19 protein-coding genes are annotated in these 14,927 nt (G+C 75.4%); 8 read left to right on the top strand and 11 right to left on the bottom strand.

Annotated features, from left to right (window positions below; all coding sequences use genetic code 11):
• Nucleotides 1–14: 14 nt before the first annotated feature.
• Nucleotides 15–1,526 (bottom strand): VWA domain-containing protein, encoded by a 1,512-nt coding sequence (locus ACYU8I_RS12380; RefSeq protein ID WP_460841182.1) that lies wholly within the window; start codon nt 1,524–1,526, stop codon nt 15–17.
• Nucleotides 1,526–2,416, bottom strand: coding sequence for an AAA family ATPase (locus ACYU8I_RS12375; RefSeq protein ID WP_460841180.1), 891 nt, complete (start codon nt 2,414–2,416; stop codon nt 1,526–1,528). The genes ACYU8I_RS12380 and ACYU8I_RS12375 overlap by 1 nt, the downstream gene beginning before the upstream one ends.
• 41 nt (nt 2,417–2,457) lie before the next feature.
• Here ACYU8I_RS12375 and ACYU8I_RS12370 point away from each other — a divergent pair, with 41 nt between their 5' ends.
• Genes ACYU8I_RS12370 through ACYU8I_RS12345 form a run of 6 tightly spaced genes read left to right on the top strand, consistent with a single transcriptional unit; the run spans nt 2,458 to nt 7,895 of the window.
• Nucleotides 2,458–2,901: a hypothetical protein gene (locus ACYU8I_RS12370; protein WP_460841177.1), complete on the top strand. Its 444-nt coding sequence runs from the start codon at nt 2,458–2,460 to the stop codon at nt 2,899–2,901.
• A gap of 36 nt (nt 2,902–2,937) precedes the next feature.
• Complete coding sequence (locus ACYU8I_RS12365; RefSeq protein ID WP_460841175.1) at nt 2,938–3,843, top strand: YhjD/YihY/BrkB family envelope integrity protein; 906 nt, start codon at nt 2,938–2,940, stop codon at nt 3,841–3,843.
• Nucleotides 3,840–4,529: a hypothetical protein gene (locus ACYU8I_RS12360; protein WP_460841173.1), complete on the top strand. Its 690-nt coding sequence runs from the start codon at nt 3,840–3,842 to the stop codon at nt 4,527–4,529. Before ACYU8I_RS12365 ends, ACYU8I_RS12360 begins: the two co-directional genes overlap by 4 nt.
• Nucleotides 4,526–5,326, top strand: coding sequence for a carotenoid biosynthesis protein (locus tag ACYU8I_RS12355; RefSeq protein WP_460841170.1), 801 nt, complete (start codon nt 4,526–4,528; stop codon nt 5,324–5,326). Before ACYU8I_RS12360 ends, ACYU8I_RS12355 begins: the two co-directional genes overlap by 4 nt.
• Nucleotides 5,323–6,423, top strand: coding sequence for a glycosyltransferase family 2 protein (locus ACYU8I_RS12350; protein ID WP_460841168.1), 1,101 nt, complete (start codon nt 5,323–5,325; stop codon nt 6,421–6,423). The genes ACYU8I_RS12355 and ACYU8I_RS12350 overlap by 4 nt, the downstream gene beginning before the upstream one ends.
• Nucleotides 6,420–7,895, top strand: coding sequence for a phytoene desaturase family protein (locus ACYU8I_RS12345; RefSeq protein WP_460841166.1), 1,476 nt, complete (start codon nt 6,420–6,422; stop codon nt 7,893–7,895). Before ACYU8I_RS12350 ends, ACYU8I_RS12345 begins: the two co-directional genes overlap by 4 nt.
• Before the next feature lie 62 nt (nt 7,896–7,957).
• Here ACYU8I_RS12345 and ACYU8I_RS12340 read toward each other — a convergent pair whose 3' ends face one another.
• The 6 genes from ACYU8I_RS12340 to ACYU8I_RS12315 form a co-directional block, all read right to left on the bottom strand.
• Complete coding sequence (locus ACYU8I_RS12340) at nt 7,958–8,587, bottom strand: CDP-alcohol phosphatidyltransferase family protein (protein WP_460841164.1); 630 nt, start codon at nt 8,585–8,587, stop codon at nt 7,958–7,960.
• A complete protein-coding gene (locus ACYU8I_RS12335; protein WP_460841162.1) occupies nt 8,584–9,087 on the bottom strand; it encodes a nucleoside deaminase in 504 nt (167 codons plus the stop codon). The genes ACYU8I_RS12340 and ACYU8I_RS12335 overlap by 4 nt, the downstream gene beginning before the upstream one ends.
• 349 nt (nt 9,088–9,436) lie before the next feature.
• Nucleotides 9,437–10,429 carry an aldo/keto reductase gene (locus ACYU8I_RS12330; RefSeq protein WP_460841160.1) on the bottom strand — a complete coding sequence of 331 codons (993 nt, stop codon included), beginning with the start codon at nt 10,427–10,429 and terminating at the stop codon, nt 9,437–9,439.
• A 25-nt stretch (nt 10,430–10,454) separates the two neighbouring features.
• Entirely contained in the window at nt 10,455–11,486 is a 1,032-nt protein-coding gene (locus ACYU8I_RS12325) for an aldose epimerase family protein (protein WP_460841158.1), read from the bottom strand.
• A gap of 29 nt (nt 11,487–11,515) precedes the next feature.
• Nucleotides 11,516–12,115 carry a cysteine dioxygenase gene (locus ACYU8I_RS12320; protein WP_460841156.1) on the bottom strand — a complete coding sequence of 200 codons (600 nt, stop codon included), beginning with the start codon at nt 12,113–12,115 and terminating at the stop codon, nt 11,516–11,518.
• Nucleotides 12,091–13,131 carry an amidohydrolase family protein gene (locus ACYU8I_RS12315; RefSeq protein ID WP_460841154.1) on the bottom strand — a complete coding sequence of 347 codons (1,041 nt, stop codon included), beginning with the start codon at nt 13,129–13,131 and terminating at the stop codon, nt 12,091–12,093. Before ACYU8I_RS12315 ends, ACYU8I_RS12320 begins: the two co-directional genes overlap by 25 nt.
• A 141-nt stretch (nt 13,132–13,272) precedes the next feature.
• Between ACYU8I_RS12315 and ACYU8I_RS12310 the strand changes: the two genes are divergently transcribed.
• Nucleotides 13,273–13,668 (top strand): low affinity iron permease family protein, encoded by a 396-nt coding sequence (locus ACYU8I_RS12310; RefSeq protein WP_460841152.1) that lies wholly within the window; start codon nt 13,273–13,275, stop codon nt 13,666–13,668.
• Nucleotides 13,669–13,677: 9 nt separating this feature from the next.
• Here ACYU8I_RS12310 and ACYU8I_RS12305 read toward each other — a convergent pair whose 3' ends face one another.
• The gene (locus tag ACYU8I_RS12305; RefSeq protein WP_460841150.1) at nt 13,678–14,169 is read right to left on the bottom strand and encodes a DUF427 domain-containing protein; all 492 of its coding nucleotides are present in this window, start codon (nt 14,167–14,169) and stop codon (nt 13,678–13,680) included.
• A 296-nt stretch (nt 14,170–14,465) separates the two neighbouring features.
• A complete protein-coding gene (locus ACYU8I_RS12300; protein ID WP_460841309.1) occupies nt 14,466–14,708 on the bottom strand; it encodes a hypothetical protein in 243 nt (80 codons plus the stop codon).
• Between ACYU8I_RS12300 and ACYU8I_RS12295 the strand changes: the two genes are divergently transcribed.
• Nucleotides 14,628–14,795, top strand: coding sequence for a helix-turn-helix domain-containing protein (locus ACYU8I_RS12295; protein ID WP_460841307.1), 168 nt, complete (start codon nt 14,628–14,630; stop codon nt 14,793–14,795). The two genes, ACYU8I_RS12300 and ACYU8I_RS12295, sit on opposite strands and share 81 nt — an antisense overlap.
• Here the strand turns inward: ACYU8I_RS12295 and ACYU8I_RS12290 are convergent.
• Nucleotides 14,755–14,919 (bottom strand): hypothetical protein, encoded by a 165-nt coding sequence (locus tag ACYU8I_RS12290; protein WP_460841147.1) that lies wholly within the window; start codon nt 14,917–14,919, stop codon nt 14,755–14,757. The genes ACYU8I_RS12295 and ACYU8I_RS12290 overlap by 41 nt on opposite strands.
• Nucleotides 14,920–14,927 lie beyond the last annotated feature (8 nt).

Below are 14,927 nucleotides of genomic sequence, written 5' to 3'. Positions count from 1 at the left end.
ACGGGGACAGGGGCTCAGGCGAGGTCGTGGACGAACTCGCCGAGCTGGGTGAGGTTGCGGCACTCGACCATGGGCAGGAGGCGTGCGTAGTCGGGGGCGCCGGAGTCGCCGGTGCCCCAGTGGCGGGCGTGCTCGGGATTGAGCCAGAAGGCGCGGCGGGCGTCGCGCACCAGGCCGGCCAGCACGGGCAGGCCGAGGTCGCCGTGGTTGGAGCGGGCGTCGCCGAGCACGAGCAGGTGGGTGCGCGGGCCGACGGCGTCGGGGTGGTCCTCGACGAAGCGGCGCAGCGCCCGGCCGTACTGCGTGCGCCCGAACCGGCTCGCGTGCCGCGCGCTCGCGGCCAGCCGTTCGAGCACCTCGACGGGGTCGGCACCGGGCGTGAACTCCCCCGTCACCTCGTGCACGTCGTCGACGAAGGTGAAGGCGCGCACCCGCTCGAACTGCTCGCGCAGCGCGAAGACCAGCATCAGCGTGAACCCGGCAAACCCCGCCACCGACCCGCTGACGTCGCACAGCACCACCAGCTCGGGCCGGCCGGGGCGCTTGGAGCGGTGGAAGGTGTCGAGAGGCACGCCGCCCGTGCCCGTGGCCGCGCGCAGCGTGCGGCGCACGTCGAGCGGCCCGCGACGGCGGCGCCGCTGCTCGCGGCGCAGCCGGGTGGCCAGCCGTCGGGCCAGCGGGGCGACCTCGCGGCGCACCAGCTCGAGCTCGGCGCGCGAGGCGCTCGACAGGTCGACCTGGTCGACGCCGGGCCGCACCGAGTGCCGCGCGACGTGCTCCGGCCCGCGCTGCTCGGCGCTGCGGCGACGCACGTCGGCCTCGACGAGCTCCTCGAAGCGACGCCCGCGCTGCTCGAGCAGCCGCCGGGTCGCGGGGTCGTCGTCACCTCGCTCCGCCAGCCCCGAGAGCAGCCGGGCGACGAGGTCGTCGGCGCCGACGCGGTTCATCGCGGTGTAGGCCGACCAGCGCTGCTCGCCCGGACCGCGGCCGCGCAACCGCCCGAAGCGGCGTACCGCCTCCCGGGCGAGGGGCTCGAGGTCGGCGTCGTCGGCCAGGGCCTCGGCCACCTCGTCGCGCAGCCGGGCGAGCTCCTCGGGTCCGTCGGCGGGGGTGGTCGCCCCTTCGTGACGCGCTCGTTCCTCGCGCTCCTCAGGGAGCGGGTGACGCGCTCGTTCCTCGCGCTCCTCAGGGAGCGGGTGACGGGCTCGTTCCTCGCGCTCCTCAGGGAGCGGGTGACGGGCTCGTTCCTCGCCCTCCTCAGGGACCGAGGGGTCGTCCTCGGGGAGTGGGTGGGCGCCGTCGCCGACCAGCGCCGGCCACCACAGGTCGAAGAGGTCGTCGAAGGGGCGGCGGTGGGAGGCGCGCTTGACCACGGTGGCGGCGTACGCCGCTCGCAGCACCTCGCGGTCGGCGAGGCCGAGCGACCCGACCGCCCGCACGGCGTCGAGCCCCTCGGCGGTCGAGACGGGGAGGCCGGCGTCGCGCAGCGCCCGGAGGAAGCCGACGTGGCGCTCGACGAGGGGCATCAGCGACGGCGGGAGGCGCGGCTCAGCGCCGTGAGGGCCCGCTCCTGGTCGGAAGCGTGCTTGAGCACGACCCCGAGGGTCGCGGCGGCGGCCGCCTCGTCGAGGGTGCCGACCTCGAGCGCGACCAGGGTGCGCGCCCAGTCGACGGTCTCGGCGATCGAGGGCACCTTGCGCAGCTCGAGGCCGCGGAGCCGACCGACGGCGTCGACGACCTCGCCGGCCAGCCGGGCGTCGACCTCGGGCACCTGGGAGCGCACGATGGCGAGCTCGCGCTCGCGGTCGGGGTGGTCGACGTGCAGGAAGAGGCAGCGACGCTTCAGCGCCTCCGACAGCTCGCGGGTGGCGTTGGAGGTGAGCAGCACGAGCGGGCGACGGGTCGCGGCCACGGTGCCGAGCTCGGGGATCGTCACCTGGAAGTCGCTGAGCACCTCGAGCAGCAGCCCCTCGACCTCGACGTCGGTCTTGTCGACCTCGTCGACCAGCAGCACGGTGCGGTGGTCGTTGCGGATCGCGGTGAGCAGCGGCCGGGTGAGCAGGAAGTCCTCGGTGAAGATGTCGTCCTGCGTGTCGGCCCAGTCACCCGACGTGCCGGCCTGGATGCGCAGCAGCTGCTTCTTGTAGTTCCACTCGTAGAGCGCCCGGGCCTCGTCGAGGCCCTCGTAGCACTGCAGCCGCACCAGCTCGGCGTCGCAGGCGCTCGCCACGGCCTTGGCCAGCTCGGTCTTGCCCACGCCGGCCGGGCCCTCGACGAGCAGCGGCTTGCCCAGCGCGGTGGCGAGGAAGGTGGTCGTCGCGGTGGCGGTGTCGGCGAGGTAGCCGACGTCGGCCAACGCCTTCTCGACCTGCGCCGGGGACTCGAACCAGTCCGACAGGTCCGCACTCGTGCTCACCCGGTCATCGTGCCAGCGCCTCGCGGCGCGACGATGGGCACGTGCCCGACGACACCTCCGTGGTCACGGCGTTCGCGCTGCTGTGGCTGATCGGCGCGCTGCGCGGGGCGGCGACGTACGCCGTGGGGCGCGGCGCCCGGCGCGCGGGCGAGGGGCGGGAGGCGGCCGAGCGGCTGTTCGCCCGGCCGGGCATGGTGCGGGCGCAGCAGGTGGTCGGGCGGTGGGGCGCGCCGGCGGTCGCGGCGTCGTACCTGGCGCTCGGCCTGCAGACCGCAGCCTGCCTCGCGGCGGGCCTGCTGCGGGTGCGGCTGGCGCCGGCCCTCGTCGCGGTGGTCGTGGGGGCGGCACTGCGGGCGGCGCTCTACGTGCTCGTCGGCGTCGCCGTGGTGGTGGCGTGGCTCAGCGGCCCGGTCGGGCCGTGGGTCGTGGGTGGTCTCGCCGTCGTGGCGCTGGTCACGGTGCTGGTGCGTCGCCGTCGCGCGTGAGTCGGGCGTGTGGGGTACCGACCTACGGTGGAGGGAGTGCGCATCACCGAGCCGGGCCGTGGCGGACCGTGGGCCGTGGCGCGCCGCGAGTCCGTGACCCTCGCGCGCGCGGTCGGCGAGCGGCTCCAGGGGCGTGACCTCGCCGCGGCCGCGGCGACGCTGACCTTCTTCTCCGGCATCAGCCTGGTGGCGTGGCTGCTCCTGGCTGTCTGGACGACCACCTGGTGGTGGGGCGCCGACGGCGCCGAGCAGCGGCTGCTGGCGCTGCAGGTGCTGGTGCCCGACGACATGGGCGGGCGAGGGCCGTACGTCGAGCTGGTGCGGGCGGGTACGGCGCTGGGCGTGGTCGGCGCGCTCGTGCTCCTCTTCCCCGCCTCGTTCTACGGCGAGGGGCTGCGTCGCGCCGCCCTGCTGCTGCGGCCCAAGCCGCGCACCAACCCCGACCGCTTCACCGGCTGGCGGGCGCGCGCCGGCCTGCTGCCCGTCGCCGTCGTGCTGCCGGTGCTGGCGTGGGGGTGGTTCTCCGTCGGCGAGCTGCTGGTCCCGTGGTCGCCGGAGGGCGGCGGTCCGGGCGCCTGGCACCTCGCGCTCCGCGTGGTCGTCGGCTTCCACGCCACGTGGCTGGTGCTGTCGGCCCTGCTGGCCTGGGCCTTCGCCGTCGTCGTGCCGCGCTCGCCGCGTCCCTCGGTGGCCGTGGTCGGCGGCCTCGTGGTGGGGGCGTTCCTGGCCGGCTTCCTGCACGGCTTCCAGTCGTTCCTCGCCATCCCGATCGACGTGGGCCTGCCGTACGCCGGCATCGGCGTCGTCGGCGGCGTGGTCGCCGTCGGTCTCTGGCTCTACGTGGTCCACGTGGTGCTGCTCGTCGGCTGGACGGCCGTCTCGGCGGTCGACGACCGGCTGCGCGAGCGCGACGAGGCCCGGACGGCGCAGGTGCCCGCGTGAGCCCCGTCGTCGAGCTCCGCGTCTGGGGCGTCGACCGCGCCCTGCCGGCGATGCGACGCATGGCGACCGGGCGGCGCCACCTGGGCCGCACGCCGGGGCTGCGCTTCGCGCGGCTGCTCGGCACCGGGTCGGGCCGCAGCTTCGCGCCCCGTGACGCCGACCCCCACCACTGGGCGCTGCTCACCGTGTGGGACGACGCGACGGCGGCCGACCGCGGTCCCGACGCCCGGGTCACCGACCCCTGGGACGCCGACGCCCACGAGACGTTGCGGCTGCGGCTGCGCCCGCTCGGCTCCCGCGGCCGCTGGGGCGGTCACGAGCCGTTCGGCCCGCTCCGCTCCCCCTCGGCCGCCCGCCACGACGGCCCCGTGGCCGCGTTGACGCGGGCCCGGCTGCGACCCACCACCGCCCGCTCCTTCCGCCGCGCCGTGCCCGCCGTGGTGCGCGACCTGCACGCCTCGCCCGGCGTACGCCTCGCCATCGGCATCGGCGAGGCGCCCGTGCTGCTGCAGGGCACGTTCTCGCTCTGGGAGTCCGCGAACGCGCTCGAGGACTTCGCCCACCGCTCCGCCGCCCACCGCGAGGCGGTGCGGCGTACCGGCCCGGCCCGCTGGTACGCCGAGGAGCTCTTCGCCCGCTTCGCCGTCGACGACGTCGCCGGCACCTACGACCGGAGGACCCCGTGACCGCCGTCTCCGTGCACCCCGGCCGCCCCGCGCTCGCCTGGACCTGGGCCGACGCCGTGCCGGTCGTGCTCGCGTCGTGCGGGGTGCTCTCCCAGATCGCCTTCCCGCTGACCGGCGGCGGCACCCTGCCGCTGACGATCGCCGCGGTCGGCTTCCTGGCCGCCGCGGCGCTCACCCATGCGCTGGTCCGGTACGGCGCCGCCACCGCCGCCGCGCTCCTCCTCGTCGCCGGCGGGGGCGGGCTGCTCGCCGAGGTGGTCGGGGTGCACACGGGCGTGCCGTTCGGGGAGTACGCCTACAGCGGCACCCTCGGGTGGCAGCCCCTCGGCGTGCCGGCGGTGGTGCCGATGGCCTGGGTGATGATGGCGTGGCCGGCGCTGCACGTGGGTCGGCTGCTCGCCGGCGGGGCGCTCGCCCGGGTCGTCGTCGGGGCCTTCGCGCTGACCGCGTGGGACGTCTTCCTCGACCCCCAGATGGTCGACGCGGGCCACTGGGCCTGGGCGAACCCCTCGCCCCACCTGCCCGGGGTCGAGGGCATCCCGTTGACCAACTTCGCAGGCTGGCTGCTGGTCTCCTTCCTGGTGGTGGGCCTGCTCGACCGGGTCGTGCCGCGGCTCGAGCCCACCCCGGTCGTGCCGCTCGCGGTCTACCTGTGGACCTACTTCTCCTCCGTGCTCGCCCACGCCGTCTTCTTCGGCCGCCCGCCGGTGGCCCTGGTCGGCGGGTTGGTGATGGCGCTGGTCGCGGTGCCGGTGGCGCTGCGGATGGTCGAGCGGGCGCGGCGGCTGCTGCGGTGAGCCTGCCCGTCACCGCGGGCAGCAGCCTCTCGCTGCTCTCCCTCGGCCTGCTGCTCGACAACCTGCGGCGGCTGCGCGTCCCCGACGCGGGTGCAGCACCCGCCGCGGAGCGCCTGGCGGTGCTGCTGCCCGTGCGTGACGAGGCCGGCCACGTCGAGGCGTGCCTGCGCCACCTCACCGACGCCCTCTCCCGCTGGCCGGGCGAGGCGCGGCTGCTGGTGCTCGACGACGGCTCGACCGACGGCACCGGCGCGCTGCTGGCCGACCACGCCGGGATCGAGCTGCTGCAGGGCGCGCCGCTGCCCGACGGCTGGCTCGGCAAGCCGTGGGCCTGCCACCAGCTCGCGGAGGCCGCCGACGGGGCCGACCTGCTGGTCTTCGTCGACGCCGACGTGCGGGTCGCCCCGCACGGGCTCACCGCCACCGCCGCGCTGCTGCGCTCGGCCGGCCTCGACGTCGTCTGCCCCTACCCCCGCCAGGAGGCCCACGGCCTCGTGGAGCGGCTGGTGCAGCCGCTGCTGCAGTGGTCGTGGCTCTCGACGCTGCCGCTCGGGCTCGCCGAGGGCTCGACCCGACCCTCGCTGACCGCCGGCAACGGCCAGCTGCTCGCAATCGACGCCGCGGCCTACCGCCGGGCCGGGGGGCACAGCGCCGTACGCGCCGAGGTGCTGGAGGACCTCGCCCTCGTGCGCCGCGTCAAGGCGACCGGCGGTCGGGGCGGCGTGGTCGACGGCACCGAGGTCGCGAGCTGCCGCATGTACGACTCGCCCGCCGCGCTCCGCGACGGCTGGTCGAAGTCGCTCGGCGCCGCCTTCGGCTCCCCCGCGGGCGCGGTCGCCGTCGGCGCGCTGCTCGTGCTGACCCACGTCGTGCCGGCCGTGGCGGCCGCCCGCGGCTCACGCGTCGGGCTGCTCGGGTACGCCGCCTCGGCCGCCGCCCGCGCCCTCAGCGGCCACCGCACCGGCGGCCGGGTGGTGCCCGACGCCCTGCTCCACCCCGCGTCGGTCGTCGCGCTGCAGGCGCTGGCCGTCGACTCGCTGGTGCGCCGCCGCCGCGGCACGGTGACGTGGAAGGGCAGGCCGGTGAGGGTCGCATGAGCCGCGTCGTCGTGGTCGGCGCGGGCGTCGGCGGGCTCGCCGCCGCGGCCCGGCTCGCCGCCGCCGGGCACGTGGTCACGGTGCTCGAGCGCGCCGAGGTCGTCGGCGGCAAGCTCGGGCTGCTCGAGCGCGACGGGTTCCGCTTCGACACCGGACCGTCGCTGGTGACCATGCCGCACGTGCTGGAGGAGCTCTTCGCCGCGACCGGCGCGCCGCTCTCGGAGTCGCTGACGCTGCAGCGGCTCGCGACCGCCTGCTCCTACCGCTTCGCCGACGGCACCGTGCTCGACCTGCCCGGCGACCCGGCACACGTCTCGGTAGCGCTCGACGACGCCCTCGGGGCGGGGGCCGGGGCGCAGTGGGCCTCGCTGTCGCGGGAGGCCGAGCGGGTGTGGGCCGCGGCCCACCGGCCCTTCCTCGAGTCCCCCGTCGGCCCGGGCGCCATGGTCCGCTTCGCCGCCCGGCCGCACGACGTACGCACCGTCGCGCCGTGGCGCTCGCTGCGCGCCGCCGGCCGACGCCACCTCGACGACCCGCGGCTGCGCACCCTGCTCGACCGCTACGCGACGTACTCCGGCTCCGACCCGCGCCGCGCCCCCGCCGCCCTGCTGACCGTGCCGCACGTCGAGCAGGCCTTCGGTTCCTGGTACGTCGCCGGCGGGCTGCGGCGCATCTCCGACGCCCTGCTGGAGCGGGTGCGCTCGCTCGGTGTCGACGTCCGCACCGGGGCCGAGGTCGAGGCCGTGGTCACCGGCACCCGCGGCGTGACCGGCGTGCAGGTCGGGGGCGAGGTGGTCGAGGCCGACGTCGTCGTCGCCAACGCCGACGCACGGGTGGTGCTCGACCGGCTCGTCGTGGGGCCCGGCGCACGGGCCGCCCGCCGCGCCGGTCGCCGCGCGGCGCGGGCCGAGGCGTCGTACTCCGGCTTCGCGCTGCTGCTCGCCCTCGACGACCCGCCGCCCGGCGCGCACCACCGGGTGCTCTTCGCCGAGGACTACGACGCCGAGTTCGACGCGCTCGCCGCGGGGCGCGTGGTGACCCGGCCGACCGTCTACCTCAGCGCTCCCGACGACCCCGCCGTCGTGCCGGGCCCGGGTGCGGGGGCGTGGTTCGTGCTGGTCAACGCCCCCCGGCACGGTGCCGACGGCGTCGACTGGAACACCCCCGGCGTCGCCGACGCCTACGCCGACCACGTGCTCGAGGTCGCCGCCGACCGGGGGCTCGACCTGCGGCCCCACGTCCGGTGGCGCGAGCTGCGCACCCCGGCCGACCTCGAGCGGCTCACGGGCAGCCCGGGCGGCGCCATCTACGGCACCTCCTCCAACGGCGCCCGCGCGGCCTTCCTGCGCCCCGCCAACGACCCGCCCGTCCCCGGCCTGCACCTCGTCGGCGGCTCCGCCCACCCCGGCGGCGGCCTCCCCCTCGTGCTCCTGTCCGCCGGGATCGTCGCCGAGCAGGTGAGCCCGGCGTAGTCACGGGTCTGGTCAAGGCGCGAGGGCCGAGCGGGGCTGGTCGACGCGTCGTGAGGGACGGCTCACCCCAGCGCGCGACGCACGGCGACCAGCAGCTGGGCGAGGCCGAGGAGAGCGAGGGCGAGGCCGACCCAGGCGACCCAGGTGAGCTGCGTGGGCAGGGCGGCCGAGACGACCAGGCCGATCACGGCCACGATGACGCGTGACGGACGCTCCCAGACGCTGATGACACCGGGGCCGTCCATCCCCACCACCTGCGCCGTCGTCCGAAGGCCCTCCAGCAGCACCGTCGTCACGGCCAGCCCGATGCAGGGCCAGGCGGGGGCGCCGGCGACGTACAGCGCCAGCACCAGCAGGAGGTCGCTCACCCGGTCGGCGAGGGGGTCGAGCACCCGGCCCCAGGGGGTGCCGCCGCCGCGCAGCGATGCCACCGCCCCGTCGACGCCGTCGAGCACGGCGCCCGCGACGACCAGGACGGCCGCGAGCACCGTCCAGGCGGCGCCGAGCGCGGTGACGGACACGGCGGCCGCCACGACCAGGACGCCCAGCCCCGTCACCACGTCGGCCGGCACCCGTCGCGCCAGCGGCCGAGCGATCGCGTCGGTCAGCCGAGCCCAGCCGGTGACCCAGCGCGACTGCGTCTCGAGCCCGCCGTGGCGCTGCGACCAGCGGTCGACCGCGTCGTCGTTCACCCGTGCTGCGCGGTCCAGGCCCGGAACGGCTCGGTGAGGTCGTCGAGCCCGAGCCCCTGCGGCTCGCCGTGCACCGACGGCAGCGCGCGCTCGGCGACGGGCTTGGCGTACTCGTCGTAGAAGCCGGCCAGCGTCGTGTAGCGCCCGCCGTCCTCGTAGTGCTCGCCCTCCTCCTCGCGCGTCACCGCGTAGACCACGCGCTCGGGCTCGGCGTAGTAGAGCGCGCCGAGGCACATCGGGCAGGGGTACGCCGTCACGTAGACGTCGCAGCCACTCAGGTCGTCGCGCCCCTGCGCCGCCAGCTCGCGGATCGCGGTGATCTCGGCGTGGGCCGTCTTGTCACCGGTCTGCGACACCTGGTTGGTCGCCTCGTGCAGCACCTCGCCGCTCGCCGCGTCGACCACGATCGTCGCGAACGGCTTGCCGCCGTTGCTCACGTTGGCCGCCGCCAGCTCGATCGAGCGGGCGACGAGGGCGGGGTCGTACGGCGCGTCGGTCACCCCTGCGCCGTACCCGAACCGGAACGGGCTGGTCGACGTGCCCCGAGCCCGCCGGTCCCTGAGGTGCGAGCGGAGCGAGCCACGAAGGGCGCGGGGCCGCGAGACCCCCGCACCCGGCGACGGCGCCCCTTCGTGACGCCCGCTCGTCCCTCGCGGGCTCCTCAGGGAGCGGAGTCAGACAGCCGGTCCCCGAGTGAGGCCGCCCGTCCCGAGGTGCCCCTTCGTGACGCCCGCTCGTCCCTCACGGGCTCCTCAGGGAGCGGAGTCAGGCCGCCGGTCCCGAGGTTGAGCGAGGCGAGGCCGCCGGTCCCTGAGGTGCGAGCGGAGCGAGCCACGAAGGGCGGCGGGATCACCAGCGGTGGTGGACGAGCTCCCGGACGTGGGTGTCGTAGACCTGCTCGACGGCGGCGAGGACGTCGTCGCCGAGGGGGGCGACGTCGCCGGCGGCGGCGTTGGCGCGGGCCTGGTCGGCGTTGCGGGCGCCGGGGATGACGGTGCTGACGCCGGGCTGCTGCCACGCCCAGGCGATGGCGGCCTGGGCCGAGGTCACGCCGTCGAGGTGCTCGCGCACGATGCCGGCAAACTCACCGGCGGCGGTGAGGCCGACGTCGTACGGCACGCCCGAGAAGGTCTCGCCGACGTCGAAGGCGGAGCCGTCGCGGTTGTAGCTGCGGTGGTCGTCGTCGGCGAAGGTCGTCGACTCGTCGTACTTGCCGGACAGCAGGCCCGAGGCGAGCGGCACGCGCACGACGATCCCGACGCCGGCCTCGACGGCCGCGGGGAGCACCTGCTCGAGCGGCTTGCGCCGCAGCGGGTTGAGGATGATCTGGACGCTCGCGACGTGGGGCCGCGCGATGGCGGCGAGGGCCTGGTCGCAGGTCTCGACGCTCACGCCGTACGCCGCCATGGTGCCGTCGGCGACGAGCGCGTCGAGGGCGTCGTAGGTGCGCTCGTCGTCGATGGTGGCCGACGGCGGGCAGTGCAGCTGGACGAGGTCGAGGGTGTCGACGCCGAGGTTGCGGCGCGAGCGGTCGGTCCAGGCGCGGAAGTTGTCGGGGGTGTAGTTCTCGGGCTGCTGCTCCACGCGCCGGCCCATCTTGGTGGCGACGAACAGCCCGGCGTCGGCGTGGTCGCGCAGGAAGCCGGCGATGACCTGCTCGCTGCGCCCGTCGCCGTAGACGTCGGCGGTGTCGTAGAACGTCACGCCCGCCTCGAGCGAGGCCTCCAGCACCTCGCGGGCGTCGGACTCGCTGACCTCGCCCCAGTCGGCGCCGAGCTGCCAGGTGCCGAGGCCGACGGCCGAGACGGTGCGTCCGGTGCGGCCGAGGGTGCGGTGCTGCATCAGGTTCCTCCTGGGATGTGAACGTTCACCGAGACTCTGCGGGCGAGTCTGCCAGCGCCTCGAAGCGCCACGAGATCCGGCAGGTGTAGGTCTCGCCCGGGCGCAGCGTGATGTCGGGGAAGCCGTCGGCGCCGGCGCGGTTGACGGCGTCGGGCGGGGTCTGCGGCTCGAGGGCGATGCCGGCGTACGGCCGGTGCGACGACAACCCCTGGCCGGTGAAGACCTGGAGGTCGGGCTGGTCGGTGCTCAGCACCGCGCGCGAGCGGGCGAGCGGCGCGGTCAGCCACGCGACCTCGCGCATCCCGGAGCCGGTCAGCACGTAGTCGTGATCGAGTCCGCCGCCGGTCTCGGCGACGGCGTCGGCGAGGTGGCGAGACGTGCGCAGGTCGTACGGCGACCCGTCGAGCGGCCGCGCCGGGCCCGCGACGGGGATCAGCTCGTCGTCGACGTGGTGGACCCGGTTGGCCGCGAGCTGCAGGTCGTGGTCGCGGACGCCGGCGGTGGTCTCGTCGGCGCCGGTCAGGCACAGGTAGAGGTGACTGGTCAGCGCGACCGGCGTCGGGGCGTCGGTGGTGGCGCTGAGCACCAGGTCGAGGGTGTCGTCGCCGACCTCGATCTCGAGCCGCACCTCGAGCGTGCCGGGGAAGCCCTGGTCGCCGTCGTCGCTGGTCAGGCTCAGCACCGCGCGGTGGTCGTCGTGCTCCTCGACGCGCCACAGCCGCTTGTCGAAGCCGACCGGGCCGCCGTGCAGCAGGTGGGCGCCCTCGTTGGCGGCCACCCGCACCTCGCGGCCGTCGAGCCCGAACCGGGCGCCGGCGACACGGTTGGCGACGCGGCCGATGGTGCCGCCGAGGTACTCGGTGGCGGTGAGCGCGTCGGTCGGGTCGGGGTAGGTGACCGCGACCTGGCGTCGTACGCCGTCACCGCCGGTGACGCGCAGGCCCGCGACCGTCGCGCCGAGGTCGACGAGGTCGAGCTCGACGCCCGGCGCGGCGCCGAGGGTGAGGCGGTGGACCGGCCCCTCCGGGACCGTGGCGACCTGCTGCAGCGAGGGCATGGGGTCACCGTAGGGGCCGGCCCCCGGGGCTAGTCGATCGGCCGCAGCTCGTCGGCGTACGACAGCGACTGGCGGCGCAGCACGCCGGCGTCGTCGACGGCGTACTGCCCCATCCGCCACAGCGGCGGCGAGTAGACGTGCACGCTGACGCTGCCGTGGGACGCCCCGTTGAGCCGGTGGATGTGGTCGGGGCCGAAGGAGAACACCGAACCCGCGGGCACGCGCGTCTCGCGGGCACCGTGGGCGATGGTCAGGTTGTTCTCGACCAGCTCGCCGGCGACGACCGCGACCGCACCCGACGAGACGTCGTGGTCGTGCCAGCCGGTGTCGTTCTCCGGGGTCCAGCACAGCAGCCACACGTCGACGTGGTTGTCGCGGTGCAGCGAGGCGTAGACCCGATGCTCGCCGTCGAAGGCCACCAGGTGCTGCCAGGCCTCGGGGTGCTGGGCGACGGCGGCGGCGAGCTGCTCGAGCTCGCCCTTCGACAGGTCGCGGTCGGGCAGGTCGACGACCTGCAGGTCGGCGTCGTACGACGTCAGCGCCGCGGCCGCCTCGGCCGGGACGCCGCACGGCGTCGTGATGGTGCTGCTGGTGCGGGTGGGGGTCAGCTGACGAGTGTCGGTGTCCATGACGACGCTCCTCCGATCCGGGTGAGGGGGGTGTGCGGGGTGCGGTGCGAGATCCCGAGGCCGAGCAGGCGACGGGGGTTGGCGTGGCGCACGGCACGGGTGGCCGCGTCGCCGAGCAGGTGCGTGAGCGGAGCGGCGTACGGCGCGTCGCTGCCGAGCACGAGCGGGTCGATCCCGACGACCCGCACGACCGCCTCGAGCGCGCGCTCGCCGTGGCCGGAGGTGTCGAGCAGCAGCAGCGGGTCGACCGGCGCACGGGTGCCGCCGCGCAGCTGGTGGCGCTCGGTGAGCAGCGGTGCGAGCCCGGCCGCGGCGACGAAGACCACGGGGAGCCGGGGCACGTCGGGCCGCAGGCGGGCGGCGTGCCAGGCCCACCAGGCGGCCTGGAGCTGGGCGGAGTAACCGACGACCGGTGCCCACCACCCCGGCAGGTCGCGCGCCAGCGGCGGCGCGGCCTCGGGCCCGGGGTGCACCAGCACGGGTCTGCCCGCGGCCTCGGCGACGCGCAGCAGGTCGAGCGCGCCCTCCCACGCCCGCGGCGTCAGCAGGTCGGAGGCCGGCAGCTGCACGCCGACGAACCGGTCCTCGGCCAGCAGCCCCGCGAGCCTGCCCGGGTCGGCGTCCTCGCGCGGCACCGACGCCCAGGCACGGAAGTGGGCGGGCAGCTCGTGGACCCCTCGGTGCCAGGCGTCGAGCAGCGGCCGGGCGCTCGGCGCGGCCAGCGACTCGAGCCCGAGCGGCGCCGACAGGCTGACGCAGGCCAGTCCGACACCGGCCTCCGTGTCAGCGGCCACGCGGGCCGCGACGTCGTGGGCGCGCGGGTCGACGTCGTACGGCGGCTCGCCGTCGAGGTGGAGCGTCCAGCCCCGCAGGTACGGCGCCCGGCTGCGCGCGCGGAGCCGGTCGAGCAGCTCCTCGGGCCACAGGTGCTGGTGGACGTCGATGGCACCGACGGGGTCCTCGGAGGAGCCGCGGCAGCCGCGACCCTCCTGGGGAGCGATGTCGTCGTACGGCACGGCGGTCCTCCTCTCGCATTACTCAAGCAAGTCAGTTGACTTTATCCGATTCGAGGACTCTCGTGAGACGTCCCACGATCCGGCGCGGCGTGTTGTGTCGCGCGGGCTGTCGCAACCGCCCGGCGTGGCTACGTTGCGCAGATGGAGCGCAACGACGCGGCGGAGGACCGTCGTGAGAGCGACGGACGCAACGGGTTCGAGAAGTTCGTCGAGTGGGGCCACCGGCAGGCGAGCTCGGCGCCGTTCTTCACCGTCTGCCTCGTCGTCGTCGTCGGCTGGGCGGCGAGCGCGCCGCTGTGGCCCAACCTGAAGGAGTGGCAGTACGTCATCCACACCACCGCCTCGGTGGTGACGCTGCTGCTGCTGGCGCTGCTCGAGAACTCCGGCCGCCGCGCCGAGGAGGCCGCGCAGGAGAAGCTCAACGTGCTGGCCGAGGCGCTCGCCGAGCTGATGGAGTCACGCGCCGCCGACGACCCGTCGCTGCACGACGCCACCCGCAAGCTGCGCGACGCCGTCGGGCTGGAGGAGCGGCACTGACGAGGGCGGCTACCAGCCCATCGACCCCGGGATCCCCTTGAAGGGGCCGACGACGTCGTCGGTGACCCAGCCGGCGTAGAAGCCGCCCTCCTGCGGCACCACCCGCTGGCCGTCGACGAAGCAGTCGAGCAGCGCGGGATGGAACGCGAGGTAGCCGGCGATGTCGCGGAAGCCGGACGTCGGGTCGTCGTACGCCCAGGCCGCGCGCGGGACGCCGTCGACGTCGAAGTAGCGCGCCTGCCCCTTCCACTCGCACCAGCTGCCGCGGCCCCCGGCGGGGACGAGGACGCCGTCGGGCACGGAGTCGGGCGGGAGGTACCAGGTCGGGGGGTGGCTGGTCTCGAGCACGCGGTACGCCGCCCGCGTCGACGCGACGAGCACGTCGCCGTGGCGCACCTCGATGCTGCGGTCGGAGGCGACCAGCGCGGGCGGGCGGGGGTAGTCCCACACCGACTCCTGGCCGGGGCCGGGCGCGACCGGGCGGACTCCTCGGGGCAGCATGCGACCAGTCTGTCCCACCGCCCCACACCCGGCCCAGGCCGTGGAGATCCGGGTGGAGCAGCTGCTGCAGGGCTGAGCAGTCGTCGTGGAGCTTCCTCGTCACCTGGTGACGAGAAGGTTCCACGATCCGGCCGGGCCGCGACCCGCGCCCAGCGGCGAACAGCGAGACCCCGGCAGCCGTGTGGCTGCCGGGGTCTCGTGACGCGGGCCAACTGAGTCATAGTTGGAAACAACACATATGGGACCAACTGGCAAGAATATGCTCCGGGGAGCCGGTTCTTCCCTGTCGACCTCGGTCAGCACGAGCCAAACGCCAGAAACACCAGCGCCTCGACAAGGCACAGGTCCAGGCTGTCGCGGCCGATTATTTGGCCGGCCTCAACATCGAGCAGGTCGCGAAGAAGCACGGCGTCGACCGGGATGTCGTCAGTGGTCACCTGCACCGACTCGGCATCGAGATCCGCTACCAGCACGGCATCCCGGCGGATCGGCTGAGCGAGGCTGCCGAGCTCCGTGCCGCCGGCTGGTCGTACCTCCAACTTGGTAAGCGTTACGACTGCAGCCGGACCACGGTCAGCAACCAGCTCAAGGCTTACGGTCGTAGTGCTCGCGAATCCCCCGCATGATCTTGTGCAGTGCTCTGCTCATGTCATCCGGATCGACCTGTGGGTTCACGACGGCATCGACCGTCACCGGCCCGCGTTCTCTGCGCTTCTTGTCGCCCGCGTAGACGGACGCGATGGTGGCCACGACGGTCT

Source organism: Nocardioides marmoraquaticus, assembly GCF_054777915.1.
This window is presented reverse-complemented; position numbering and strand designations above follow the sequence as displayed.